The sequence below is a fragment of the Phyllobacterium sp. P30BS-XVII genome (genome assembly GCF_014138335.1).
In the GTDB taxonomy this organism is placed as follows: domain Bacteria; phylum Pseudomonadota; class Alphaproteobacteria; order Rhizobiales; family Rhizobiaceae; genus Phyllobacterium; species Phyllobacterium meliloti.
Map to the genome: position 1 here is coordinate 78815 of NZ_JACGXO010000003.1, position 24614 is coordinate 103428.

Here is a 24614-nt window from a genome sequence, read left to right on the forward strand (position 1 = left end):
ACCTCCTGAATCCGACGCACACCAGAGACTGGCAGTCGCCTTCAGGAAACAGGTACGAGTTTTTTATTTTCTTAGTTTCATTTATATGGAATTTTCTATTCAAAGCTTTGTTTAACGATAAAACCAATTACGTACATAAAATCGACGAAAATTATATTTGCCTTGAAGACGCGTTACTGCAGCTATATCTTTATATCTCCAGCGGAAGACTTGACCAACAATAACGTCGAACCAGTGCGGTGACGAGGGTGTTCGCAAAATAGCTTGCTAGGCTCTTTCTGGTCACCACCGGTAAAGAGTGACGATTGCTTGGTCTATAGCAAGGCAGAAGCAGCAATAGTTATGCACATTACATTTGAAATTCTATTTTTAATAAAATCTTCAAGACAATGTAACCAGAGATTAAGCAAGAAGACTGGTGACTATTTGCTAACCAGTTTCTTTAAGTCAGCCGCAATTGTTGAAAGCCTAATTTCACGACGGTTCAACGAAACCGCGTCAAACGCAACGCTTCAACAGGGATATAAACATGACAACTCTTTTCACACGCTTTCTCAAGGATGAGTCCGGCGCAACCGCGATTGAATACGGTCTGATTGCTGCCCTCATCTCCGTCGGCATCATTGCTGGCGCTACTTCGCTCGGCACGAGCCTCAGCGGATTGTTCACCAAACTCAGCACTAAGCTCGACGCTACCGTAGTCAAATAAGCATTTATCCGGGGTTGTCTGCCAAGTGGGCAGCCCCGTTTCCCTTTGAGCATCGCTCACAACGGTTCAACGAACCATATAGATGCAACGCTTTAACAGAGATACAAATCATGACAACTCTTCTTACACGTTTTCTCAAAGATGAATCCGGCGCAACCGCGATCGAATACGGTCTGATTGCTGCCCTCATCTCCGTCGGCATTATTGCTGGCGCTACTTCGCTCGGTACGAGCCTCAACGGATTGTTCACCAAACTGAGCACTAAGCTCGACGGCGCAACTGTTCCATAAGCATGCATCTGGGGCTGCCTGCCAAGCGGGCAGCCCAAGACAATATTGATATTTTTACTCAAGTATATTGTTTACAGATCAATATTTACAATTGATACAAAAGCTTGTTTCGTTTGTCCGTTTTAATTCAGAATAACTCTGAACAAAACCGATTGGGGGACGGCATCATGATCTTTGGCATGACCTATTATACTTTCTTCCACGTACTTATCAGCCTTATCGGCATCATATCGGGACTTGTTGTTCTCACTGGCCTGTTCAATTCCGATAGGAAGGATGGCTGGACACTGATCTTTCTCGTTACCACCGTTGCAACCAGCCTGACCGGATTTGGATTTCCCTATAATGGATTTACGCCTGCCATTGGCGTCGGGATCATTTCCATCGTCTTTCTCGCCGCCGCGATTGCAGCACGCTATCCCTACCGCCTTGTGGGCGCAGCGCGCTGGATTTATGTTGTGACTGCAATCATCTCACTTTACCTCAACGTGTTCGTGCTGGTCGCCCAATCCTTTCAGAAAATACCCCCACTCAACGCACTCGCCCCTACCGGAACGGAGCCACCTTTCGCCATTGCTCAAGGGATTGTGTTTGTTCTGTTCATCATTGCCGGATTTGCATCGCTTCGCCGCTTCCATCCCATTATCCGGTAGTGCAAAACTCCCCCAAACGCTCGACAGCGGCATAAAGACCGATTAAATCTTGGCCGCAATTTTGGGGGAGTTCTTTATGAAATCGATCTATCTTTCGGCGGCGTTTTTGCTCGCCATGCAAACCGTGAGCCACGCGCAGCCAATCGACAGCTACACCGCAAGGCTTAGTTCAACCGACCATTTCAATTCCAACGGCCAAAGGCTGGACAGCGCCGCGGCGATTATCCGTCAGGACCGTGCCAATTATTACGTTTATGGCGATCGGGATGCCGAAGATCACGGGGACAGCTTCTTTCGCAGCAAAGAAAATCGCGCCCGTCTTGAAAGCATGCTCAATCGTGGCAGATTCACGCCGGGAGCCCGGCGTGCCATCATCAATGGCACACCGCTGATTCATATCGACATCTATGAGGATTACATCGAGGTTGAGGTTGAATCCGATTAATTGAATGGTAGCCAGACGGCTCCGGCCCCGTCTTGGTGTAAACCAGTACCGGCATCCAATGTGCGGGTGCCGGAATGTTGCTTCAAAAAACTGAAATATTAGCTCTCCCGCACCGCTCGGGTCAGTGTTATTATAAGCCTGCTGAATTGTTCTCGAATTGCCACGCCGGTCGAACGTGAATTGGTCCTCACCCCGATTGCAGGCTCAAATCCGTTGACTGTTGCTTGGCCCGGCCCATGCAGGAGAAGGCAATGGATGAGGACGACGACGAGAGAAGAGAGAAAGATGATTACGCGCCCTACATGACTCCAGTCTGGGGCTATCTCTTTGTTTTTATGATTATTATACCTATTGTTCTCGTTCTCGGCCGCAAGTTTGGCCGATGAGCTACCCCATTTGCAGGCGCTGCACGAGGCATGAAACATCTTCGCCCAGCGACCGATCTTCTTGCAGGGTCTCGGAAATGGCGCGAACCAGATCATAGGTCTGGCGCGTGCCGTCACCACAATGATGCCCGGCTCGCAGATCAACCGCCTGTGCTGCCGCCAGCATTTCGCACGCCACGACATGGCGCCAAAGATCCAGCATCTCAGCGCATTTTGTCACTGCCAGAAGCGTCTGGGTTGCGTGGTCTTCAACACCTTCCGAAACGGGCATGAAATCCAGCAAAACAGGATTGGTCCTGTGGCGGATCGCACCCATGAGGGCCGTAACGGTTTTCTGTAACGGGACAAGCCCTGCCGATGCACCGCCCACGGGCGAAAGATAGCGTGGCAGGCCATTGCGGCCTGAACCGGTCAGCTGAATGAACCTGGCAGCACTGGCAAGCGCGGTCTGCGCAACGGCAAGCCCAAGGGTTTCAAAGGCCAGTGCCAGAGAGGGCGTGTGAAAATTGCCTGTTGATAGCACCCTGTTCTCATCAACGATCACCAAGGGATTGTCTGCCGCTGCATTGAGTTCAATCTCGACCGCTTCCGTAGCCGCTGCGAGGGCCTGTGCCAGCGCACCGTGGATCGACGCGACACAGCGCAGGCTGAGCGGGTCCTGAATGACGGCTCGCGCTTCATGCAGCGACGAGCCCTCAAGCCGTTTAAGAAGCTTTTCCGCTTCCTGCGCCTGTCCTGCGGCAGGGCGTGCCTGCTGGATGGCTGGCGCGAGGATCAGCGGATTGCCGCCGAGCCCCTCAAAGCTGAGTGCCGCAGCATCCCGCTGCCACTCAAACAAGGCGGTTGTATCGACAACAGCAAGTGCCCCCTTGCCGACTGAAACTGCAGAAGCATTGAGCAGCGACAAGCCATCCTTGGGGCCAAGCGTTGAAGGCTCAAGGCCCGCCCTCGATAGGGCTTCTGTGGAGGCAAGTACCTCGCCTTCATACTCTGCATACCCCTCGCCGATCATGGTCTGCGCGATAGCCGAAAGGAGCACCAGATCACCCGCACCGATGGAACCAATGGATGGCACCACGGGATGCACTTTGCTGTTCAGGAGTGCCAGCAAATCATTAAAAACATCAGGCGATATGCCGGAGCCGCCAACCGCCAGCATGGACAGCCGGGCGGCCATCACCGCACGGGTCACATCCCGCGGCAAGGATGGGCCAACACCGACGCCGCGCCCACGCACCAGTTGCTGCTGAAAATGAAACGTTTCATCGCCCACTGAAGTTTTCAGATTGGCACCAAGACCGGTATTCAGGCCATAGATTTGTTGCCCAGTTGCCGCCACCTGATCTAGAACGCTTCTCGCTTTTACAAGTTTGGCCGAAACCTCTGGCGTAGCCTCAACGGCAATGTTCCTGCGCGCCACGGCTTCGATATCGGCAACCGTGACGCCTGCCCCTTGGAGAATAAGCGTGCTCATGCAAACCGCAGCCTTTGGCCGATATTGTTCGCCTTGGCCTTCTCGAGCATGGCATAGCCAAGCGCGATGTCGCTGAGCGAAAGGCCGCGATGCCAGAACAGGATTGTCTCGCTATCGTTCTCACGCCCCGTTTTGTGACCGGCAACGATCTGACCGAGTTCCGCATGCAGCGTCTGTTCGGACAGTTTTCCCGCCTCGACATGGGCACGTAGCGAGCCAAACTTGCCACCCTTGCACTGCCCCCAATCATCAACCACCAGCTTGTCCATGATATCGGTGAGTGACAGTTCAACAGCGCTCATGGTCCCGTAAGGCACCACAAAGGCTCCGGGTTTGATCCATTCGGTTTTCAGCATCGGCGTTGGTTCCGGCAGGCGCGATGCCTCAACCACAATATCCGCGCCTTCGACGCAGGCCTGCCAGTTATCGACAACGGTTATTGTCTTGCCGAGATCATTGGAGAGCTTTTCGGCAAAGGCATTGCGGCTTTCCGGGCGGCGCGAATGCACGCGGATTTCATCGAAATCATAGAGATGATCGAGCAGCCGCACATTCCAGTAGGCGGTGCCGCGCGCGCCGATATGGCCAAGCACTTTTGAGTTCTTGCGCGCCAGATGTTTGGCACCAAGCGCGGTGATGGCTCCAGTGCGCATATCCGTGATAACGGTCGCATCAAGAATGGCTTTCGGTGCGCCGGTGCGCGGATCGAACAGGTTGAGGACGCCGAATTCAGAAGGGTAGTTCAGCTTGTAGTTGTCAACGAAGTCGCCAACAATCTTTACTCCGGCCAGATTGAGTGGTGCCACATAGCCGCGCAGCACGTTAAAATGGCCATGAAACGTTTCATCCGGCTCCAGATGCACACGCGGCTCGATCACGGTCTCGCCATTGCCCTGTGCTTTAAGCGAGGTTTCAATGGCGCTGAGAATTTCCGCATCGGTCAAAGCGAGAGCGTCGATGTCGAAGGCATTCAGATAGTCGATATAGATCGGTTTCATACGGTTCTCTCTGCTCATGATAGGCGCGCCGGTTTTTTGACACCCAGATTTTCGCGCAATGTGCGCCCTTCATAATTCTCGCGAAAAAGACCGCGACGGCGCAGTTCCGGCACCACTAGGGTGGTAAAATCCTGAAGGCCGGTGGGAAACAGCGGCGGCATGACATTGAACCCGTCGGCTGCTCCGCCGCAAAACCGCTCCTCCAATGCATCGGCAATCTGAACGGGCGTTCCGATCAGTTGCCAGTGGCCGCGCGCACCGGCGAAATGCCGGGCCAATTGGCGGATCGACAGGTTTTCGCGTTTTCCAAGGTCGATGATCAGCTGCTGTCTGCTCTGGATACCATCGGTTTGCGGCATGTCAGGCAATGGCCCGTCCAGCGGGTGGTTGGACAGGTCTTTGATACTGAGATAGCTCGCCAACAGCGCCACTCCGACCTGATCGGGGATCAGTTCCTGCAGGGCATCATATTTGGCCCGCGCTTCGCTCTCCGTTTCACCGACAATGGGTGAAACACCGGGCATGATCTTGAGATCATCGGCACTCCTGCCAAATTTTGGCAGTCGTGCCTTTACATCCGCATAAAAGGCCTGCGCTTCCTGCAAAGTCTGGGCAGCGGAGAAAACCACATCGGCGGTGCGCGCGGCGAGATCCTTGCCAACATCCGACGCCCCGGCCTGTACCATAACCGGTCTGCCCTGCGGTGATCTCTGGCTATCAAGCAATCCCTTGACGGAAAAATGCGTGCCGTGATGATCCACAGGATGGAGTTTTGCCGGATCGGCATAGATGCCCTTTGCACCGTCGAGAATGTAGGCGCCCTCGTCCACACTATCCCAGACCGCAACAGCAGCCTCGGCAAACTCCTCCGCCCGCTCATAGCGCTGGCCATGCGGGCGCAACCCACTGGAAACGAAATTCTCCGCCTCCAGATCACTGGCCGAAGTCACCAGATTCCATCCGGCTCGGCCACCACTGAGCTGATCGAGTGAAGCAAATGTGCGCGCCAGACCATAGGGCTCGTTATAGGTGGTCGAAGCGGTGGCAACGAGACCGATATGGGTGGTATTGACCGCAAGCGCCGCCAGCAGGCTGAGCGGCTCGAAGCTGGTGGAGCGCGCCGCCTGACTGGCTATTTCAGGGTTACGCTCGCGGATCGCGGCAGCGTCTTCGATGAACACCATATCGAACCTGGCCCGCTCGGCCATCTGCGCCAATCCGATGAAATGGCCGATATCAATACCGGCATTGGCGTGGGCATCCGGATGACGCCACGCGGCGATATGGTGCCCGCCAGCCATGAGAAAGGCACCGAGTTTCATCTGCTTCGTGCTCATGATGCGCGCTCCAGACGATCCGGATGAGCAAGCCCTAGATGGCCACGCAAGGTCATTTCCTCATAGGCATTCCGGAAAAGTCCGCGCTGGCGCAATTCGGGTATGACCAGATCAACGAAACCGGTCACACCTTCGGGGGCAACGGGCGGCAGAATAACAAAGCCATCAAGATCAGCCGTTTCCGCCAAAGACTGCATGCGCTCGGCAATCCCGGCAGGTGTGCCAACAATCTCAAGTGCATCGGGAATGGCATTCAGTTCGTCTGACGATGAATTGCCGACCATAGGGATAATATTCGCCAGAACCCGTACATCTTTCCGGCGACGGCCAAAGGCGGAAAGGCTGCTGTTTAAACGCGCCGAGAAGGTCTTTACTTCCTCGGATGAGGAAGACGGCAGAAAAACCACATCGGCAAAGCGCGCTGCGATCTCAAATGTACTGGCTGTCAACACATGGCTGATCACGGGCCTGCCTTGCGGCGAACGATTGACGTTCAAAGGTCCGCGAACGGTGAAATGCGTGCCTTTATGATTGAGCACATGCATTTTATCCGGTTCGAAAAAGCGGCCCAGTGCCTTGTCATAGACAAAGGCGTCGTCCGCCCAGCTATCCCAAAGCCCCGAGACCACATCGAGATACTCCTGATCGCGCTCAAGCTTTTCCGAGCCCACGACATTCCAGCCGGTACGACCTTTGCTGATCGAATCCAGCGAGGCAAAACGGCGGGCAAGATTATAAGGTTCATGCTGGTGCGTGGCAGCGGTGGCAATGAAGCCGATCTTGCCCGTTGCCGTTGCAAGAGCCGCGACCAGCGTCGTTGGCTCAAACGGCACCGTGAGAGGCGACAGGTCATTTTCGGGTCTCTGACCAAGGCGATCCGCGAGCAGGACGAAATCCAGCCCGCCCTCTTCGGCCTTTTTCACCTGCGCCGCCAGATGACTAAACTCAAGCGCGCCCCGGGCGGCGCTGCTTCTGCGCCATGCAGCGGGGTGATGTCCGAACGGGGTCAGCGATAGCCCGATATGCATTATTCCGCATCCCCGGCGCTGACGCGGATATTGTCGATCTTCTCATTGTAGAACGAGATGAATCCCTTGATCCTGCCAGCCTCATAAAGCGGCTCTGGATAGTACCAGACGATATTTTCGTGGCGTTTTCCGTCGAGTTCGAAATGATAGTAGGAGGCCTTGCCCTTATAGGGGCAATAGCTATGCAGCGGGCTTTGCACCAATGTTCCGGCGATCAGATCCTCCACCGGGAAGTAATATCGTGTGATAAGACTGGTTTCGAACAGGAAAATCGCACGGTTTGTCCGGGCAACAAGCTTGCCATCCACAAAGACTTCGACAAGGCGCGAACTGTTGATGGTGTCGATGCGCCAGTGGACATTGCGCGGATGGCCAAAGATTTCCTCATCCTCTTCAAACCAGCGCACCGCACTCCATGCAACGGTTACATAATCGGCGAGATTGGGCACGCCATCGGGTGCGTTTTCGTAGCTCCATGCGCTGTCTTCACCCGCAAGCGACCAGTAGCGCCTTGGTCCCAGCACCGGCGACGCACCGGTCTTTGATGAGGGCTCAAGAGCGTCTTCGCGGAAATCAGATTTCGGCAGGTAGTAAACCGGATGGCCGCCGTTCTCGTAGACGACAATCGCCTTGGCACTGTCGGCAATCACCTCTTCGCCGAGCTTGAGGCGGATGCGGCGATAGGTCGGCTCAATCAGAATGGCGGGGATTTCATTGGAACGATAGCTGATGGACATAAGCACTCTCCAAAGGTGAGTTTCTATCGACATGTCTGATCGAACGCATAGCGCAATCAGACGGAAAAAATCGCATCGCGGGTCAGTTGGCCCTTCACGGCGCCTGATGCATCGGTCACAGCAAGCACGTCGCTATTGGCTGCCACCATCAATGCCAGCGCATCGCGAAGATTGCTTGTTGAAGCAACCATGTGTGCCCCTTGTCGTGGCTTATCCGTTGTCATGGCATCATCGACAGTAAACAGGCTCAGGCGCTTGATTGCACGGTCTATGCCGACGAAGTTTTCGACAAATGCGTCAGCCGGATGAGACAGGATGGCATCCGGCGTATCATACTGGACAATCTTGCCGCTTTTCATGAGGGCGATACGGTCGCCCAGACGAATAGCTTCGTCGAGATCATGCGTCACCAATACGACAGTCTTGCGCACGCGCTGCAATATCTGGCGGAACTCGTCCTGCAAGCGTGCGCGTGCAATCGGATCGATGGCGCCAAATGGCTCATCCAACAACAGAACGGGCGGATCAGCCGCCAAGGCGCGCGCCACGCCGATGCGCTGGCGCTGGCCGCCCGATAGCTGGCGCGGATAGCGTTTCAGCATCTCAGCCGGATCAAGCCCAACGAGATGCAGAAGCTCGTCAGTGCGATTCCTGATCTTGGCGTCGTCCCAGCCGAGAAGCTTTGGCACGGCGGCGATATTCTGGGCGATGGTCATATGCGGGAACAGACCTACCTGCTGGATCACATAACCGATATGGCGACGCAGGATCACCGGATCAACCTTGGTAACGTCCTCGCCATTGACAATAATCGTGCCCTCGGTTGGATCGATCAACCGGTTGATCATGCGCATGGTGGTTGTCTTGCCGCAGCCTGATGGGCCGATCAGCGCGACCGTTGATCCCTCCGGGACAATGAGGCTGAGATCGTCAACCGAAGCTGCACTACCTTCCGTGTAGCGCTTGGTGACATGCTGCATATTGATCATCAGGATGTTCTTTCTGCGAAGAAGAATTTTTCGGCAAAGCCGAGTGTGAATTCCGTGGCCAGTGCCAGCAAGGCGATGGGCACTGCGCCGACCAGAAGCCGCGACATATCCATCATGCTGATGCCGACGGCGATAAAATCACCGAGCCCACCGCCGCCAATGAAAGGCGCCAATGTTGCACCGGCAAGCACCTGCACGGCGGCTGTGCGCGCGCCAGCGAACATGGCGGGGGCAGCCAGCGGAATGCGTATCTTGCGCAAGACCTGCCCCCTGTTCATGCCCATGCCGATGGCCGCTTCCACCGCATCAGGATCAACATCACGCAGGCCGATAAAGGCGTTGAGCAGAATGGGCGGCAGAGCGAGGATTGTGAGCGCCACGATGGATGGCCATAGGCCAATACCGAGCAGCGGCATCATGATGGCAAGAATGGCAAGGCTTGGAATGGTGCGCAGCGCATTGATGGCGTTGATGACCGTGAAGGCCAGTCCGCCGCGATTGATGATGAGAATGGCAAGCGGCAGGCCTATGGCCAGCGCAAACACAAGCGAGACGCCCGACATCACCAGATGCTGGCCAAGCGCCCGCAAAAACTCCGGCTGATTATTAATGATCCAGTTGAAAGCGGTGATCAGCATTATCAGCCCCTCACCGCCAGCGGACCAGAGCTTTTTCAGCCTGGCTCAAAACAAGATCAAAGAACGTGGCCATCAGCGCCGTAAGAATACCGCCGACGAGGATTTTTTCCGTATAGCTCTGGTCGATACCCATGAGGATAATGGTCCCAAGCCCACCCCCATCGATGAAGGCGGCAACGGTGGCAATGCCGATGACCGTGACCAAGGCAATGCGAATGCCGGAAACAATAAGCGGCAAGGCCAGCGGCAGTTCAATACGCGCCAGCCGCTGCCATGCGCTGTAGCCCATGCCGTCAGCAGCATCGAGTACATCGGCGGGGACGCCGCGCAGGCCGGTTACGACATTGCGCAGGAGAATAAGCAGGCAATAGGAGGAAAGGCCAACCAGCGCCGGCTTGGTGCCAAGACCAAGCCACGGAATGAGCAGCGCAAACAGTGCAAGGCTCGGAATGACGAAGATGATGCCGGTGATCGTCAGAACCACCGCGTAAAGGCGCGGACGGCGCGCGCAGATGATCCCAAGGATCAAGGCGATGACCAGCCCGATCAAAACGGATGAAACCGACAACATCAGATGCTGCCAGGTTGCCGTAAGTATCTCAGGGATGTTTTTGGGGGCCCAGTTCAAATGCGTCGTTCCATATCGGTCAGAATTGAAACAGCGGAGACGACCTCATCTCCGCCGCTTCCTGTATATGTGCGTGAAACCCAGTAAGCCCTGATGTCAGATGCCCTTTTCCTTCAGGAAGGCTTCGGCAACTTCCTTGGGTTCCTTCTTGTCGCGTTCAACGGCGGCATTAAGCTCGCGCATGTTTTCATTGTTCAGGAGCGGGCTGACCTTGTTCAGAACTTCCGCGATCTTGGGATTCTTTGCCAAGGCATCCTGACGCACGACCGGCACGAGATAATAGGGCGGGAACAGGTTCTTATCGTCAGCAAGAACAACCAGCTTGTTGTCGGCAATCTGCCAATCGGTGGCAAAACCATAGGACACATCAATGTTCTTGCTGGTCAGCGCGCTGTAGCGAATACCAAGCTTGGCAAAAATGCGGAAATCCTTGAACACGATGCCATAGGTCTGTTTGAGACCGGGCAAGCCGTCCTTGCGCTCGCCAAAACCGCCTTCCGCACCAAAACTCAGATCTTTGGAAACGGGGCCCAGATCCGTGAGCGTCTTGAGTTTGTATTTTTCGGCGGTTTCCGGGAGCGTGATGATCGCATAGCCATTGTTGATGTTCGTCGGCTGGAGCAAGGTCAGCTTCAGGTTCTTCTCGTAGTAATCCTTGACTTCGCCGTAGATTTTTTCAGCGGAACCGGAAAGATCGCCCTTCACCACGGCCGCAAGCGCTGTGCCTGTATATTCAGGATAAAGGTCAATTTCGCCATTCAGCAGTGCCGAATGAGCGATCAGTGTTGCACCGAGATTCGTACGCCGTTCCACCTCGACGCCAGCCTTTTCCAGAGCCTGCGCGTAGATTTCAGCGACCACAAACTGTTCGGTAAAATTCTTGCTGCCAATCTTGACGGCTTGCGCAAAGCCCGGCGTTGCCGCTGCCAATGCCAATATTACCCCCATGCCCATGGAGGCGACGCTTTTGAAAATCATGATATACCCTGCGAGCTGACGTAGGATTTAATCTATCCCACTGGTTTCTTTGTTCATTTCGCATGCTAGCAATCCGTGGGCGCAAGTTCGTAGAACAAACTCCCAATATTTCCCGATTAAGTAGAATTTATTTACCTGACGATTGCAATCGCCCTGCCACCGACAATGAAAATATAACGACAATCTTCTTCGATCAGCGCCTTAGGATCAATACGTCTGGATGGAACAACGCGTTATCAAGCGTGGCCAATTCCCGGCAATCCGCATGTTTGCTGGCCTGTTGTCCTGAAGGACCATATTGTCCGGACCGCAGTTCTGTGCGTTGGAAAAACCGCGGTAATTTACGCACAATCGGTAAAAACCACACTGTCATGAAAGGCTGTATCTATCGGATATCATGTGGTTTTGTGATATTGAGCCGCGTTTACAGCTGTTGCAGCAGCGAGAGCATTGAGAATTACAACTAAAGTTCTATTTGATGTCGCTGATTGGCTTTTTTTGGCGGTTATCGTCTTGTGTTCCACCCCCTCCTCCAATTTGCTGATGAGGAACCTGCGACTGCGCTGGCAGGTGATATTCGGAAAGGGGCCACCTGAGTGCTTACTCTGTACTTTTTGGAAGACTATCGTAATCCGGGCCATTCAAATCACGAGACCGCAATGGCGACACATCGCCCAGAAAACTCAAAACCAAACACAAAGATCAAGAAAGCCAAACCAGCCAAAGTCGTTGCAAAGACCAACTGGGACCAACTTATCGCCCGGAGCGTCAAGCTTGAAGACCGGCTTCTGAAAAAGCTGAAGTCGCGCAACATGGTTCGCAAGCTTAAAGTCAAGATGCTGGCCAAATAGGCATTTCATTGCGAAGATCGACTGACCACCAAGCCTAAGAAAAGCCGTGGTCAGCACGACTTATCGTTATCTCGCAATAACTGATAAGCACTTTAGCATCATAGCCCTACGTCTTAGTGCAATCGTCTTATATATTTTTCTGAGTTCTTCTGATCAATTGTCTGGATGAATCGGCATGAAATGATTGTCGTCAAATACGGCATGCAACATTTCACCTTTTATTATTACACAAGTTCTCGTTGCTTATTCGCGCAATAGTTGTATTTATTTTACAAAACAAATATGTGCTCTGGAACTTTCAATGTCTGACGATAATAAACAACCCGGCGTATTCGCAGGTTCGTGGCGACTCGCTATTATCATGCTCATTGTTCTGGCGGGAATCTGGATGCTTGGGCGCGCCTTCGCATAACAACCTAAAGTTGTGCCATTTTGATTTCAACCGACGATCATTTGCCCTGACCACGTATGCGCATCGTACTGGCCGGGACAATGGATATTTACCTACCTCTAAACGCGCCGCGTGAGAGAATCATTGTTCTTAACGCCTCGCCATCACGTTTGTATGGCCTGTTTCAAGGCCCAATTTGCCCTTACAGTCGCTTTTCAGTGCATTTTCTGAATTATTTTCACGCACATGCTTTGACATTTTACTTTCATGTTGATGGAATAGGCACCTGCAGACGAATTAGGGGAACATTCGAATGTATGAAGATGATGAGGAAGAACAGCACCTGCACTATACCACACCGGCGTGGTGTCATCTGCTCGTCTTTGGCTTTGCACTTGCTCTGGCCGTGCTGATTAGCCAGCTGTGTTCATCCATGGCCTGAATGACCTTTGTTGCTTTCCTGAATTCATAATTTTGAAGCACCCTTATTCAAGATGATTGAGGCCGCCGAGGCCGACATTCATAAATAAGTTTTACCGCTGACTGTCATCAAACTGCGGTTGCCAAAATCCAATGGCGGAACGTCCTGATTGCATTGCACCAGCAGACCGTTCAACCATGGGCTCTCCGATGCGGATTTACCGGCTGAACCAGAACTGTTGAGTTTGATGGACGCAATCAGCCGTGCGTCCTGCTCACTTGATGCCCGTACCCAGCAGGTTTCGCGTATTTTCGATCTTTCCCAAATCACATGCCCCATAAAATCAACTGACGGTTCCAGTCTGAAAAACCTGTTATTCATATCGTCGAGGTCCCCTTGCCCGGACAGATACGTTTGAGCGCAAGAAAAAGTTCGATCACAAAGAATTAAAATTGAATTCCAAATTTATGGAACCGATGGCGCAAAGCGCCGTCCGCAAGTCCTACGCGGTGCCAACGGGTTTTTCGGGTGTGTCGGCGAGAATACCGGGTGCAGTGCCCAGCAGCGATCCCGTGCGCTCGGTGACATAAATGCCTGCCTCACGCGACGCTTCCACAAATGCCGCGCGCGCTTCGTCTGGTGATCGCGTGTCACCCAGAGCATCCCGGCAGACCTGACAGGCAATAGCGTGTTTTTCACTCTGCCGCCGTAACCAGGACTGGGTCAGCACCGCCAAAGCATCCTGCACGTTGCGCACAATAAGGATACGTCCGCTGCGAGGTGATTTGATGGTGACATGGGTAAAGAAATTTGTCTCCATAAGGACCAAATGCATGAGGAAGGAACTGGTTCCACGGATCGTGCAAACAAGGTTGTCTTCGCTGGCGGGCATGATTTGCTGACAGCGCGCCAGCCGCAATTCGTAACAAAAATGGCCATTCAGTTTCCACCTCTGAACACACAATGTTGCGGCCTGCGGTTTGCCCCCAATCGATTGACGAACTCTCCGGCTTGGCTGAGAGTGGGTCTTTCACGTTGAAAGGGAAGCCAATGGAATATGACAAGGAGACAATCAAGGGCTCGACCGATGGCTATTCGCTGGGGACAAAATTCGAACTGACCAATGGTCAGGTCTGGGAGCAGACAAGTGATGATGACGAATATGTCCATCAGTTCATGCCTGAAGTATTGCTCGACACGGCTGAAGGTGTCGGAAAGCTGAAAATCAACGACATGAATGATTGGGTGGAGGTAAAGCGCATCCTTTGATGGTTTATGCCTGACAAGGGGATGTTGACCGTCTTAGTAGGGCAGCTTCCGCCGGGCAAAGACGCGTTTGTCAGACAAACCGCGTGAACAGCAATGATCAGTGATTTTCAGTCACTGCTGATGTGATCAATTTGCACTTCAGTCAACATCGTTCAATCAGTACCTTTGCGCCATGGCAATGACCGGATGGCCGTGACCATCGGCTTCACCGCAAAGGAACAATAATATGTATGCAATATCAGGAATCACCGGCAAGGTCGGTGGGGCGATGGCCCGCGCGCTTCTCGCGGCGGGCAAACCGGTGCGCGCTGTCGTGAGGAACCCTGACAAATCGGGGGAATGGCTGCGCCTTGGTTGCGAACTCGCCATCGCAGACATGGGCGATGAAGCAGCTTTGACTAAGGCTTTCAGCGGCGTGGAGGGTGTGTTCATCCTTCCGCCTTCGAATTTTGATCCCCTGCCCGGATTTCCCGAAGCCCAGGCGGAAGCCGCGATTATCCGCAACGCGTTGCAATCCGCCAAGCCTGATAAAATCGTCTGCCTGTCGACCATTGGTGGTCAGGTAACGCAAAGTAACCTTCTGAGCCAGCGCACCATTCTTGAACAGGCGCTCAGCACTCTGTCGATCCCGCTGACAATCCTGCGGCCTGCCTGGTTTCTCGATAATCTCGTCTGGGATGTGGCTTCCGCAAGGGAAGAAGGCGTCATCCATTCATTTCTTCAGCCTGCCGACCACAAGTTTCCGATGATTTCAACGGTGGATGTCGGCCACTTCGCGGCGGAACTCATTCAGGAGAATTGGACCGGGCGGCGCATTGTCGAGATCGAAGGACCGGAGCGGGTTTCGCCTGTTGATATCGCCGATGCGATGTCGGAGGTACTGTCACAGCCGGTTCGGGTCGAGACCGTGCCGCGGGAGACGTGGGAAGCGATGTTCAGAGCACAGGGCATGCGCAACCCGGAGCCAAGAATACAAATGCTCGACGGTTTTAACGAAGGCTGGATTCGGTTCGAAAATCCGAAAAGCGAGATCTTGCACGGGACTGTCGACGTTCGGGACATTATCCGCGACCTTGTCGGTCGCGGTGGCTAACCCATCGACTCCCGCTTGTTCTTTTGCTTATCTGGACTTGGGTAAATTGGAGGGGAAACCGATGCAAACCAAGTCAATCAAACGTCTGGGAATCGCTATTTCTGCCGCACTGTGCTTCGGGCTGGCGGCCTTGCCGTCAATGGCGGAAAATGCCGGAACTGCCTTGGATACCTCGCCTATGGAGAGAACCAAAGTTCGCATACTCACAGACGAGGAACTTAAGGATAATCGTGACGTGATCGTCGTTATAAGGTTCAAACTGACCCGAGATGGGGCGATAGAGGGCTCACCTGTTGTTTCCGGTCAGGGCAGCAATAGCGAAGTGGTCGCGAAAGCCAAAGAACGGGCACTCCAAGCGGTGCTCCGTTCCCAACCGTTCAAGCTTGATCCGGAGAAATATGATCTGTGGAGCAATGTCGAACTGACATTTCACCCTGAATAGGCATCTCAAGTTCCAAGAAACGGAATCTACCTGTAGATTACGGCCATGTTGACGGTATCCACATATCTGCCATCAATAAACACTGCGTCGCGCGCAACCCCTTCCCTTATGAAACCAACCTTTTCATAAAGAGCGATGGCTCGTTCATTGTCAGCATGCACACCGAGTTCAATCCTAACGAAACCCGCCTTTCTTGCTTGCTTCATGGCTGCATCAATCAGCCGGAAGCCGAGGCCCTGCCCGCGATATGACGCAATGATTCCCATGCCGAGAGTTCCCCGATGTGCATGCGCGGCATGAAAATGCCGGCGAATATCACACCAGCCGACGACCCTTTGGTCTGCCAGTGCAACATATTGAGGATTTCCGTCCGCGATCATGGTTGTCACGAATTCACGGAAGCGATCCAATGGAGGAGCTTCAAGAAATGTCAGATATCGCCGCTCACGAGACACCATATCAAGCGCCTGGTGAAAGCTGATGATATTCTCTGGTGTGACAGGTGATATCGTTACGACGGATGACTGGTCCATTGGAAATTCTCGCACGGCATGAGTGGTATTGCGGCAATACACTATTGAGTGATGCCAAGAAACCTTGATTGAAGGAGCCACCTATGTTCCATTGGTGCCTGTTCCATCACTATTACATTCCCCTCAGATTAGCTGGTCTTAATTGGAGTTGCGGAAATGCGGAATCTTTTCGACAGACTTTCATTTTCAAATCCCCTCCGCAGTCGATCATCAACAGATACAAAAATAGAGCAAGAAGCCCAGAAGAAAGGGAAGTACGACTGGAAGAATGCGCCGCTCTCCGTAACGGAGATTGCTGCCATTTGTCTTGATGTCGCTTTCGGTTCGGCAAATGGCGGCCACGATAATGGGTTTGCAGCCTTGGTAAACTCCGGGGCTGATGCGGGGCAAAAGGCGCACGGCGCAAAGACCGGGAAAATCGACGTTCGCCCGAATCCCCTGTTTGTCAGCCATGGCCACAGCACCGGTGATCTGACAATCGAAAGTCCCGCCACCCTCAAATACCTGCAACGGCGAAAATACAAAGAACTTGCAGGAACGGGCGTCGGCATCGCAGGTTCTGCGGCCTCGATAGGATCGCTCGGATACCTGCCAGTCAATCCCGTATCCATTTTGAAGCAATCCAACACGGTTGGCGCAACGTCAGTGCATTTGACAAAACTGAAACAGCTGGCAAAGGAAATAGCCTCGCTGGAAGCAGAGAGGCCGCAGACCCGGCAGACCGCCGAGCAGGAAAGTGCAGGAATTTCCACATTAATCAATCAAGTCATTAAACTGAAGGCGCACAAGGCAGGAATTGAGGGATCAAAGCTTGTAACCAGCGCCATTCCTGTGCTCGGTGAGATCGTTACGGCGGGCGTAAACGCGGGGATCAACGCGACATCGTCGGCAGTGAAGACGTTTGACAAAGCCTATCATGCCAAGAGTTGTGCAAGACTTGCGATGATGCTTCATTGGCTCGCTTACAAGGAGCAGTTTCGTTCGTATTGCCGCAGGAATGGTCTGACCGAGGAATATTTTGCGCGTGAGGATTATCTGGCCCATCCGCGGCCTCCCCGCCTGACAGGTATGGGTCTTAAAGCTGCCAATGAGACGCTGGCAAATGCAGCCCGCCCCCCACGCTTGACCGGGATGGGATTGGCAGCAGCCAGACAAGCATTGGACGAGCATTCCCCGCCATCCAACCGAAAGCCGTCATCCGAATTCGAGACGACCGTCAGAAAGGCGCGTCAAAACTTCTACTTCGACCGGGACGCGGGTAATGCAACCAAAATAGTCAATGAACTTTTCACCCGAAGATCGGCACTGGCCGCTTACGGACATTACGATGTTCTGGCCTTGATTATGGAGCCGGGCGGCTGGGTCGCTCTCACGGACAAGATTTCGTCACTCTGACCACTCATCAATCGTCGGCATTGCCATCCGATAGCGAAACTGCGCCGCGGCAGTCATGGTCAAACTGCCGGGCCCAATTACTTCGCCGCCAAAGCCGGTTGCTGCGCGATCTCTGTTCTGCTTATAATCCGGCACGCCTCCAATAAGACGTCGTTATGAAACAATGGCCGATCCGAGGAAAAACCCCATGAATCGATACAGAAAATCTTTGCGGGCAAGCATAGCTGCGGCATGCCTCATAACGTTGTTTGCAGGAACATCTGGCGCCAGTGCGCAAGAAGCATGGCAGGGAAGTTGGGGCGCCAGCCCGGCATTCCCAATCGGCCCTGAACTCAGCAATGCCACGATACGGCAGTTTGTCCGCATCAGCGCAGGCGGATCAAAGGTTCGTTTGCGTTTCTCCAATGAAACCAGCACGCAGCCATTGGTTATCGGCGCGGCCCGCATCGCCCGTCCCGGCAATGCACCCGGTTCCATCGATCCTGCCAGCAGCCTGACGGTAACATTTGGCGGCGCAAATTCCATCACTGTTCCGCCGGGTGCCCCGGCAGTCTCGGACCCGATTGATCTGAAAGTATCGGCTCTGGACACTTTGGCGGTCAGCTTGTTTTTACCACGCTGGACCGGACCTTCCGTGGTGCATCCATTGGCGGAGCAAACTGCTTATCTGTCCATGTCCGGTGACAGCACGGATACGCCTGCACTACCGGAAGCGACCACGCAAACCATGCGGTTCATGCTTTCACGGGTCGAAGTGATGGCCGAAGGCGGCACCTTGGTTACGCTTGGGGATTCAATTACCGACGGTTATGGCTCGGGCACTGACACCAATCAGCGCTGGCCTGATATTCTGGCTGAACGGCTGGCCAAATCAGGTGGTCCGGCGGTCGGTGTCGTGAATGCCGGAATCAGTGGCAACCGTGTGCTGCACGATTTACCGGAGGCAATGTTCGGCCCCAGCGCCCTCTCCCGGCTGGATCGGGACGTGCTCTCGGTTCCCGGGCTGCGCTGGGTGGTTGTCATGGAGGGTATCAACGATATTGGCCATTCAACATCGGCAGGTCTGTCCGAACAGACAGTAACGCCTGAAGATCTCATTGGCGGACTGAAACAGATTGTTGCCCGCACGCGTGCGCATGGCGTGAAAGCCTATTGCGCCACCCTGACGCCCTATGAGGGCACGGTCTTCGCGCATTATTACACTCCGGAGGGCGAGACAAAACGTCAGGCAGTTAACAGCTGGATACGCACTCCGGACAATTGTGATGCGGTGATCGACTTTGATGCAACCGTGCGCGATCAGGCGAATCCGACGCGTCTTCGCGCCGATTTCGATGTTGGCGACCATCTGCATCCAAACGCCGCCGGCTACAAAGCAATGGCGGAAGCGGTCGACCTCGGTCTCTTTCGCTAAAGCTGTGCCGGAACTCAGCAGGTTTTGATGTCTGGCTATGGCGGGTGGTTCGAACTGATTCTGAAAACACAGTTGAGCGCTTGAAAGAGAGTGGCGATCCCGGCTGGATTCGAACCAGCGACCGTCGGCTTAGAAGGCCGGTGCTCTATCCAGCTGAGCTACGGGACCAGCTTTTTAACCGGCGATCATAGTATCGCCGGCAAATCCGAACAAAATGCAAACAGTCAGTGAGTCCAGGGCTGCTTGCGATCAAAGCGGAAGTTTTCCGAATAGGAAACAACACGCCGTCTGGTTTCCTTGGGTTCCTGCACCGAATAGGCAATGCCGTTCTTCTGCGCGTAGGCGATTGCCTCTTCCTTCGTTTCGAAGGACAGGCGAATCTGGCTCTTCATATCGCCCGATGACGTGTAGCCCATCAGCGGCTCAACCTTACGTGGCTGTTCCGGCTCAAACTCAAGCATCCAGCCATCGGTTTTGGCCTTGCCTGATTGCATTGCTGTTTTTGCGGGGCTGTAAATACGTGCTGCCATCAGAAAAAATCCCTTTGTCTGAAATCCCGATATAGTACAGGCTTCGGTTCAGTACCAGCAGCATCATCGGTCAAAGTGGTCGGAGCGGCAGGATTTGAACCTGCGACCCTCTGGTCCCAAACCAGATGCGCTACCAGGCTGCGCTACGCTCCGTTCCAACTTGAACGTTGTGTGCAATAGAGAGTCGGAACCGGGAAAGCAATAGCCAGAAATAGGAAAACTTATGAAAATCGCATAATTGCTGTGCAGGCGTGAAATAGGGCCGAAAAGCCGCATGCAAAATCCTGCTGATTTGCCCTTTGCCTTGAAATCGCACACCAAATTGTAAGTATTGTTGCGACTCAGGCCCGAATTTTCATACTCCGCTGCGGCTGCCGGCTTATATCTCCTCTCCTCATAGATCGAATGTCGCCTGCCCCTCATCAATGGCGGTCACAACACTGGCAGCCAGCGCACGGGTGATTTTTGATTTTTTCTCCAGCGCCGCACGATCCAGCTTATCGACAATGCGGCTGGCTGTGGAAAGCGAACGCTCAATATGGCTGACAAGGAAGCTGATGACATTGGGGTCAACGGCGATCTGCCGGTCGGCAAAGAGCTTGTAGAGCACCCCTGATAGCAGCATATCGTCCGGCTCACCTATCTCCATCGTCGTTGCCGCCTTCAGGCGCGACGCAAGATCAGGCAGTTTCACCGGCCAGTTGGCAGGCCAACGGCGCGAGGTCATGAGCAAGCTTGAGCCACTCTGGCGCACGGTGTTGATGAGATGGAACAGGCCAGCCTCATCAATGGGGCCATCGCCGATGTTATCGATGAGAAATGGCCCGCTTTTGCCCGACGCGTCACCGATATGCGCGGCGTCAATGACTGTGGCATCCGATTCGGCCTTCCAGACAGCGGCCAGATGGGTTTTGCCCGATCCCGTCGGTCCGGCGAGAATAACGACCGGGGAAATCCACTCCGGCCAGCGATCAACAATATCCACCGCTGCCATGTTGGAGGCGGTGACAATCAGGTCGTCGCGCGAATATCCGGGCTCATGGCCAAGATCGAGCGGCAGTTGTCGCGGTGTATCGGTCATGGCCAGTGAAATACAGTCAATACCGCCCTGATGTCACCGGATTTCTTTGGATTGCTCGATTTTGCGGGGATCGCCTGTGTAGAGCGGGGATTGCCGGTAGCGACTGATAACAAAGCGCACGAGAACACCCATGGCCGCAGCTGTTGGCACCGCAATCAGCATCCCGGTAAAGCCCAGAAGCGAACCGAAGGCAAACAGCGCAAACATCAACCAGACCGGATGCAACCCGACCGAGGAGCCAACGAGTTTCGGCTGAAGAATGTTACCTTCGAAGAACTGGCCGACGAAGAACACGACAGCGACAGCGCCCACATAAAAATAATCAGGCCAGAACTGCACCAGCGCCACGCCAATCGCCAGCACCAGTCCAACAAGCGAACCGACATAGGGAATGAAGCTGATGAGACCAGCGAAAAGGCCGATGAGCAGTCCGAAATTCAGACCAACTATGGTGAGGCCCACGGCATAGATCATGCCAAGCAGCAGGCACACAGTGCCCTGCCCGCGCACAAACCCGGCTATCGCCTTGTTCATGTCATTGGCGATATCGCGCACGGTCTGGACATGATCGCGCGGCGTAAGATTATCGATGCTTTGGACCATGCGGTCCCAGTCAAGCAGCATGTAGAAAGCCACAACCGGGGTCACGACAAAGAGTGCGGCAACGTCAATCAGCGTCTTGCCCGAACTCCAGATCGACTGGAGCAGAGTGGAAAGGAAGCCCGCGCCCTGCTGCAACAGGGAATCGAGGCTGTTGCGGATGACGGAAGCATCAACGCCGATGAAATCCTTCAGCCATTGCGAATCGCGGTTGGCGATCAATTCCTGCAAGCGCGCCACATAGCTTGGCAGACGGGCGATAAAATCGGTCATCTGCGAGGCGAGTATCGGCACGAGGATCATCAGCAGCAGCGCGAACGTGACCACAAACAGGATCAGGATGACGATGGTTGCGACAAGGCGCGACATCCCGAGGCGTTCCAGCCGGTCAGCGACAGGATCAAGGAAGTAGGCAAGCACAAGCCCTGCCACGAATGGCAGCAGGATGGATGAGAAGATGTAGAGGAACAGGGCGAGGAACACGACAGCGCCGGTCCAGAAAACCGCCTGACGGCGCACACTGGTGGCAAGCGTGTTCACCTGCACATCGACGTGGATGTCATGCTCGGCCGGTGTGATCGTCTTCGTCTTACTTACGGATTTGCTCATAGCCTGCCATATGTTTTGTCCATGCCACGAGATAGGCAGTGGAGGACGCTGCGGTCAAGAGTGCAACCACCCATACCAGAATCATCCGGCCTGCGCCGAACGAAAATTCAAACGTCATGTCTGCCAGTGTGAAGGCCACCAGTATGATCTGCAGGGCCGTATTCGCCTTGGAGACGAGAAGCGGACGCATTTCCACCGGATTGGCCATCACCGTCGAGAGCAGCACGGCACCTATAATGAGGATATCGCGCGAAACAACGATGACAACCAGCCAGACCGGCAATTCATTGAGGAAACCGAGAACGACAAACAGCGTCACCAGCAGCAATTTATCAGCGATGGGATCAAGATAGGCACCAAGCTCCGTGCGCTGGTTATAGCGACGGGCAATATAGCCATCGACACCATCACAAAACCGATCAGCGCCGCGCCGACATAACCGGAAAGCAGAGCCATGACGATGAAGGGAACGAGGATAAAGCGAAAGATGGTGATGTAATTGGGAATTGTCACGCTATCGGCTTCCTGGCATTTTCTTCTGTTTATGGGTCTGGTTGGTAGTGTGTGGTTCGTGGTTCGTGGTTCGACAAGCTCACCATGAGGGAGAGTGTGGATGCAAGGCTAATCGCCAGCATTGCAGAATAGAGCGCCCTGCAACCTATCCATCCTCTCATAATGAGCTTGTCGAACCACGCCGTATGGTTCTGCACACTCTATAAAATAGAAGTTGCATCAATATGGTTCGTGGCTCGACAAGCTCACCATGAGGGGGATTGGTGATGAAAGGGAGCTAAACTCTGCAACCTTTGTGATCTGCGATTCCTACGATTATCGTTGCATCCTCACTCTCCCTCATGGTGAGCTTGTCGAACCACGAACCACACACACACACCCTTTTCAGGCTGCCAAACTGTCGATATCTGGTGTTTTCATCCGGCATGAGGCACTCAGAGCTTGCAGCGGCGGCGGAGTCGTGGCATTTCGCCAGCAATAATCCGGAGCTGACAATGACGATCAAAAATGGCCTCACCTATGCGCAGGCAGGCGTCGATATCGATGCTGGCAATCTGCTTGTCGAAAAGATCAAGCCGATCGTGCGCTCGACGCGCCGTCCCGGCGCCGATGGCGAGATTGGCGGCTTTGGCGGTCTGTTCGATCTGAAAGCGGCGGGTTTTACCGATCCGGTTCTCGTCGCCGCCAATGATGGCGTCGGCACAAAGCTCAAAATCGCCATCGATGCGGGCGTACACGACACTGTCGGCATCGACCTCGTTGCCATGTGCGTCAACGATCTGGTGGTTCAGGGTGCCGAACCGCTGTTCTTCCTTGATTATTTTGCCACCGGCAAGCTTGATCCGGATCAGGGCGCGGCCATCGTCACTGGCATCGCCGAAGGCTGCCTGCAGGCCGGATGCGCATTGATCGGCGGCGAAACCGCAGAAATGCCCGGCATGTACCGCGATGGCGATTATGATCTTGCTGGTTTTGCTGTTGGTGCAGCGGAACGCAACCAGTTGCTGCCATCAGGCGATATTGCCGAGGGTGATGTCATTCTGGGTCTCGCCTCGTCAGGCGTTCATTCCAACGGCTTTTCACTGGTTCGCCGCATTGTTGAACTATCAGGCCTTGGCTGGGATGCGGATGCGCCGTTCAAACCCGGTACAACACTCGGACAGGCATTGCTCACCCCCACCCGCATCTATGTGAAGCAGTTGCTGGCGGCAATCCGCGAGACCAACGCGATCAAGGCGCTGGCCCATATCACCGGTGGCGGTTTTCCTGACAATATTCCCCGCGTGCTGCCAAAAGACCTGACAGCCAGCGTTGATCTTTCGGCCATCAAGGTGCCGCCAGTGTTTTCATGGCTGGCAAAGGTCGGCGGCGTCGAACGCGACGAGATGCTGCGCACATTCAATTGCGGCATCGGCATGATCGCCGTTGTCGCGCCTGAACATGCCGACGCCGTACTGATAGCGCTAAAGGCTCAGGGTGAAGATGCGGTGCGGCTTGGCACCATGGTCGCCCGCACTGACACGGGCGTCGTCTATCAGGGCAATCTGGCGCTGTGAGCAACAAAACTCCAAAGAAGCGTGTCGCGGTTCTGATTTCGGGTCGCGGTTCCAACATGACGGCTTTGATTGAAGCGGCCAAAGCAGCCGACTATCCGGCAGAGATCGTCGCTGTCATCGCCAACAAGGCGGATGCCGGCGGGCTGGATACGGCCAGAGCACACGGCATTGCCGCCCATGCCATCCCCCATCGCGACTATCCGACAAAACAGGCACACGAAGCAGCTGTTTCTGAAGCGCTGCACGTGGCTGGTGCGGAAATCGTCTGCCTTGCCGGTTACATGCGGCTGATGTCAGCGGAATTTGTTCAGGCGTGGGAAGGCCGGATGATCAATATTCACCCTTCCCTGCTGCCGCTATTCAAGGGTCTGCACACCCATGAGCAGGCTCTGGAAGCGGGCGTTCGCGTTCATGGCTGCACCGTGCATTTTGTCACGGCGGGCATGGATGAAGGTCCAATCATAGCCCAGACTGCCGTACCGGTGCTTAATGGCGATACGGCTGATAGCCTTGCATTACGGGTGCTATCCGTGGAGCACGAAACCTATGCCGGTGCCCTTGCGCTGGTTGCTTCAGGCAAGGCTACGATGCAAGGCGGACGCACCATTTTCAGCGATTGATAGAGT

General features: G+C 54.3%; 30 protein-coding genes and 2 tRNA genes. 14 read left to right on the forward strand and 18 right to left on the reverse strand.

What is annotated here, in order from left to right; all coding sequences use genetic code 11:
* Positions 1 to 529: 529 nt before the first annotated feature.
* The 5 genes from FHW17_RS09530 (at position 530) to FHW17_RS25345 (ending at position 2483) form a co-directional block, all read left to right on the forward strand.
* Positions 530 to 709 (forward strand): Flp family type IVb pilin, encoded by a 180-nt coding sequence (locus FHW17_RS09530; protein ID WP_091884006.1) that lies wholly within the window; start codon positions 530 to 532, stop codon positions 707 to 709.
* 110 nt (positions 710 to 819) lie between these two features.
* Entirely contained in the window at positions 820 to 999 is a 180-nt protein-coding gene (locus tag FHW17_RS09535) for a Flp family type IVb pilin (protein WP_112524128.1), read from the forward strand.
* Positions 1000 to 1178: 179 nt separating this feature from the next.
* Positions 1179 to 1652: a hypothetical protein gene (locus FHW17_RS09540; RefSeq protein ID WP_246706783.1), complete on the forward strand. Its 474-nt coding sequence runs from the start codon at positions 1179 to 1181 to the stop codon at positions 1650 to 1652.
* 76 nt (positions 1653 to 1728) lie between these two features.
* Complete coding sequence (locus FHW17_RS09545) at positions 1729 to 2097, forward strand: hypothetical protein (RefSeq protein ID WP_182509706.1); 369 nt, start codon at positions 1729 to 1731, stop codon at positions 2095 to 2097.
* A 251-nt stretch (positions 2098 to 2348) separates the two neighbouring features.
* Positions 2349 to 2483, forward strand: coding sequence for a hypothetical protein (locus FHW17_RS25345; protein WP_255784423.1), 135 nt, complete (start codon positions 2349 to 2351; stop codon positions 2481 to 2483).
* 1 nt (position 2484) lies between these two features.
* Here FHW17_RS25345 and hutH read toward each other — a convergent pair whose 3' ends face one another.
* The 9 genes from hutH to FHW17_RS09590 form a co-directional block, all read right to left on the reverse strand.
* Positions 2485 to 3957 carry a histidine ammonia-lyase gene (gene hutH, locus FHW17_RS09550; protein ID WP_182509707.1) on the reverse strand — a complete coding sequence of 491 codons (1473 nt, stop codon included), beginning with the start codon at positions 3955 to 3957 and terminating at the stop codon, positions 2485 to 2487.
* Positions 3954 to 4955, reverse strand: coding sequence for an ornithine cyclodeaminase family protein (locus FHW17_RS09555; protein WP_182509708.1), 1002 nt, complete (start codon positions 4953 to 4955; stop codon positions 3954 to 3956). The genes hutH and FHW17_RS09555 overlap by 4 nt, the downstream gene beginning before the upstream one ends.
* Before the next feature lie 14 nt (positions 4956 to 4969).
* Positions 4970 to 6292 (reverse strand): LLM class flavin-dependent oxidoreductase, encoded by a 1323-nt coding sequence (locus FHW17_RS09560; RefSeq protein WP_182509709.1) that lies wholly within the window; start codon positions 6290 to 6292, stop codon positions 4970 to 4972.
* Positions 6289 to 7320 carry an LLM class flavin-dependent oxidoreductase gene (locus tag FHW17_RS09565; RefSeq protein ID WP_182509710.1) on the reverse strand — a complete coding sequence of 344 codons (1032 nt, stop codon included), beginning with the start codon at positions 7318 to 7320 and terminating at the stop codon, positions 6289 to 6291. The genes FHW17_RS09560 and FHW17_RS09565 overlap by 4 nt, the downstream gene beginning before the upstream one ends.
* On the reverse strand, positions 7320 to 8057 hold the full coding sequence (locus FHW17_RS09570; protein ID WP_182509711.1) for a DUF427 domain-containing protein: 738 nt from the start codon (positions 8055 to 8057) through the stop codon (positions 7320 to 7322). The genes FHW17_RS09565 and FHW17_RS09570 overlap by 1 nt, the downstream gene beginning before the upstream one ends.
* Before the next feature lie 56 nt (positions 8058 to 8113).
* On the reverse strand, positions 8114 to 9046 hold the full coding sequence (locus FHW17_RS09575) for an ABC transporter ATP-binding protein (protein WP_182509712.1): 933 nt from the start codon (positions 9044 to 9046) through the stop codon (positions 8114 to 8116).
* Positions 9046 to 9684, reverse strand: a complete 639-nt coding sequence (locus tag FHW17_RS09580; protein ID WP_091884031.1) for an ABC transporter permease — start codon at positions 9682 to 9684, stop codon at positions 9046 to 9048. Before FHW17_RS09580 ends, FHW17_RS09575 begins: the two co-directional genes overlap by 1 nt.
* A gap of 10 nt (positions 9685 to 9694) precedes the next feature.
* Complete coding sequence (locus FHW17_RS09585; protein WP_182509713.1) at positions 9695 to 10312, reverse strand: ABC transporter permease; 618 nt, start codon at positions 10310 to 10312, stop codon at positions 9695 to 9697.
* A gap of 96 nt (positions 10313 to 10408) precedes the next feature.
* Complete coding sequence (locus tag FHW17_RS09590; RefSeq protein ID WP_112524158.1) at positions 10409 to 11290, reverse strand: glycine betaine ABC transporter substrate-binding protein; 882 nt, start codon at positions 11288 to 11290, stop codon at positions 10409 to 10411.
* A 659-nt stretch (positions 11291 to 11949) separates the two neighbouring features.
* Here FHW17_RS09590 and FHW17_RS09595 point away from each other — a divergent pair.
* Together FHW17_RS09595 and FHW17_RS25350 are read left to right on the forward strand one after the other, a co-directional pair.
* A complete protein-coding gene (locus tag FHW17_RS09595) occupies positions 11950 to 12141 on the forward strand; it encodes a hypothetical protein (RefSeq protein WP_182509714.1) in 192 nt (63 codons plus the stop codon).
* A gap of 704 nt (positions 12142 to 12845) precedes the next feature.
* Positions 12846 to 12974: a hypothetical protein gene (locus FHW17_RS25350; protein ID WP_255784424.1), complete on the forward strand. Its 129-nt coding sequence runs from the start codon at positions 12846 to 12848 to the stop codon at positions 12972 to 12974.
* 481 nt (positions 12975 to 13455) lie between these two features.
* Here the strand turns inward: FHW17_RS25350 and FHW17_RS09600 are convergent, their stop codons facing one another.
* Positions 13456 to 13788, reverse strand: a complete 333-nt coding sequence (locus FHW17_RS09600; RefSeq protein WP_162730215.1) for a DUF982 domain-containing protein — start codon at positions 13786 to 13788, stop codon at positions 13456 to 13458.
* A gap of 215 nt (positions 13789 to 14003) precedes the next feature.
* Here FHW17_RS09600 and FHW17_RS09605 point away from each other — a divergent pair, with 215 nt between their 5' ends.
* The 3 genes from FHW17_RS09605 (at position 14004) to FHW17_RS09615 (ending at position 15757) form a co-directional block, all read left to right on the forward strand.
* On the forward strand, positions 14004 to 14222 hold the full coding sequence (locus tag FHW17_RS09605; protein ID WP_091884048.1) for a hypothetical protein: 219 nt from the start codon (positions 14004 to 14006) through the stop codon (positions 14220 to 14222).
* Positions 14223 to 14448: 226 nt separating this feature from the next.
* Complete coding sequence (locus tag FHW17_RS09610; RefSeq protein ID WP_182509715.1) at positions 14449 to 15315, forward strand: NmrA family NAD(P)-binding protein; 867 nt, start codon at positions 14449 to 14451, stop codon at positions 15313 to 15315.
* A 61-nt stretch (positions 15316 to 15376) separates the two neighbouring features.
* A complete protein-coding gene (locus FHW17_RS09615; RefSeq protein ID WP_182509716.1) occupies positions 15377 to 15757 on the forward strand; it encodes a hypothetical protein in 381 nt (126 codons plus the stop codon).
* Between the two features lie 26 nt (positions 15758 to 15783).
* Here the strand turns inward: FHW17_RS09615 and FHW17_RS09620 are convergent, their stop codons facing one another.
* A complete protein-coding gene (locus tag FHW17_RS09620) occupies positions 15784 to 16290 on the reverse strand; it encodes a GNAT family protein (RefSeq protein WP_112524177.1) in 507 nt (168 codons plus the stop codon).
* Positions 16291 to 16446: 156 nt separating this feature from the next.
* On the opposite strand from FHW17_RS09620, the gene FHW17_RS09625 reads away from it, so the two are divergent.
* Positions 16447 to 17685 (forward strand): hypothetical protein, encoded by a 1239-nt coding sequence (locus FHW17_RS09625; protein WP_182509717.1) that lies wholly within the window; start codon positions 16447 to 16449, stop codon positions 17683 to 17685.
* A gap of 187 nt (positions 17686 to 17872) precedes the next feature.
* On the forward strand, positions 17873 to 19099 hold the full coding sequence (locus FHW17_RS09630) for an SGNH/GDSL hydrolase family protein (protein ID WP_182509718.1): 1227 nt from the start codon (positions 17873 to 17875) through the stop codon (positions 19097 to 19099).
* A 91-nt stretch (positions 19100 to 19190) separates the two neighbouring features.
* Here FHW17_RS09630 and FHW17_RS09635 read toward each other — a convergent pair.
* The 7 genes from FHW17_RS09635 to FHW17_RS25440 all read right to left on the reverse strand — a co-directional run bounded on the left by FHW17_RS09635 (position 19191) and on the right by FHW17_RS25440 (position 22432).
* Positions 19191 to 19267 (reverse strand) — tRNA-Arg (locus FHW17_RS09635).
* Between the two features lie 56 nt (positions 19268 to 19323).
* A complete protein-coding gene (locus FHW17_RS09640) occupies positions 19324 to 19629 on the reverse strand; it encodes an ETC complex I subunit (RefSeq protein ID WP_091880282.1) in 306 nt (101 codons plus the stop codon).
* Between the two features lie 76 nt (positions 19630 to 19705).
* Positions 19706 to 19782, reverse strand: a tRNA-Pro gene (locus tag FHW17_RS09645).
* Between the two features lie 241 nt (positions 19783 to 20023).
* Positions 20024 to 20722, reverse strand: a complete 699-nt coding sequence (hdaA, locus tag FHW17_RS09650; protein WP_182509970.1) for a DnaA regulatory inactivator HdaA — start codon at positions 20720 to 20722, stop codon at positions 20024 to 20026.
* Positions 20723 to 20743: 21 nt separating this feature from the next.
* Complete coding sequence (locus tag FHW17_RS09655; protein WP_112524494.1) at positions 20744 to 21856, reverse strand: AI-2E family transporter; 1113 nt, start codon at positions 21854 to 21856, stop codon at positions 20744 to 20746.
* A 43-nt stretch (positions 21857 to 21899) separates the two neighbouring features.
* Positions 21900 to 22310: a CDP-alcohol phosphatidyltransferase family protein gene (locus FHW17_RS09660; protein ID WP_348643729.1), complete on the reverse strand. Its 411-nt coding sequence runs from the start codon at positions 22308 to 22310 to the stop codon at positions 21900 to 21902.
* Complete coding sequence (locus FHW17_RS25440) at positions 22235 to 22432, reverse strand: CDP-alcohol phosphatidyltransferase family protein (RefSeq protein WP_348643721.1); 198 nt, start codon at positions 22430 to 22432, stop codon at positions 22235 to 22237. The genes FHW17_RS09660 and FHW17_RS25440 overlap by 76 nt, the downstream gene beginning before the upstream one ends.
* A gap of 488 nt (positions 22433 to 22920) precedes the next feature.
* On the opposite strand from FHW17_RS25440, the gene purM reads away from it, so the two are divergent.
* Positions 22921 to 23988: a phosphoribosylformylglycinamidine cyclo-ligase gene (gene purM, locus FHW17_RS09665; protein WP_182509971.1), complete on the forward strand. Its 1068-nt coding sequence runs from the start codon at positions 22921 to 22923 to the stop codon at positions 23986 to 23988.
* Complete coding sequence (purN, locus tag FHW17_RS09670; RefSeq protein ID WP_182509720.1) at positions 23985 to 24608, forward strand: phosphoribosylglycinamide formyltransferase; 624 nt, start codon at positions 23985 to 23987, stop codon at positions 24606 to 24608. Before purM ends, purN begins: the two co-directional genes overlap by 4 nt.
* Positions 24609 to 24614 lie beyond the last annotated feature (6 nt).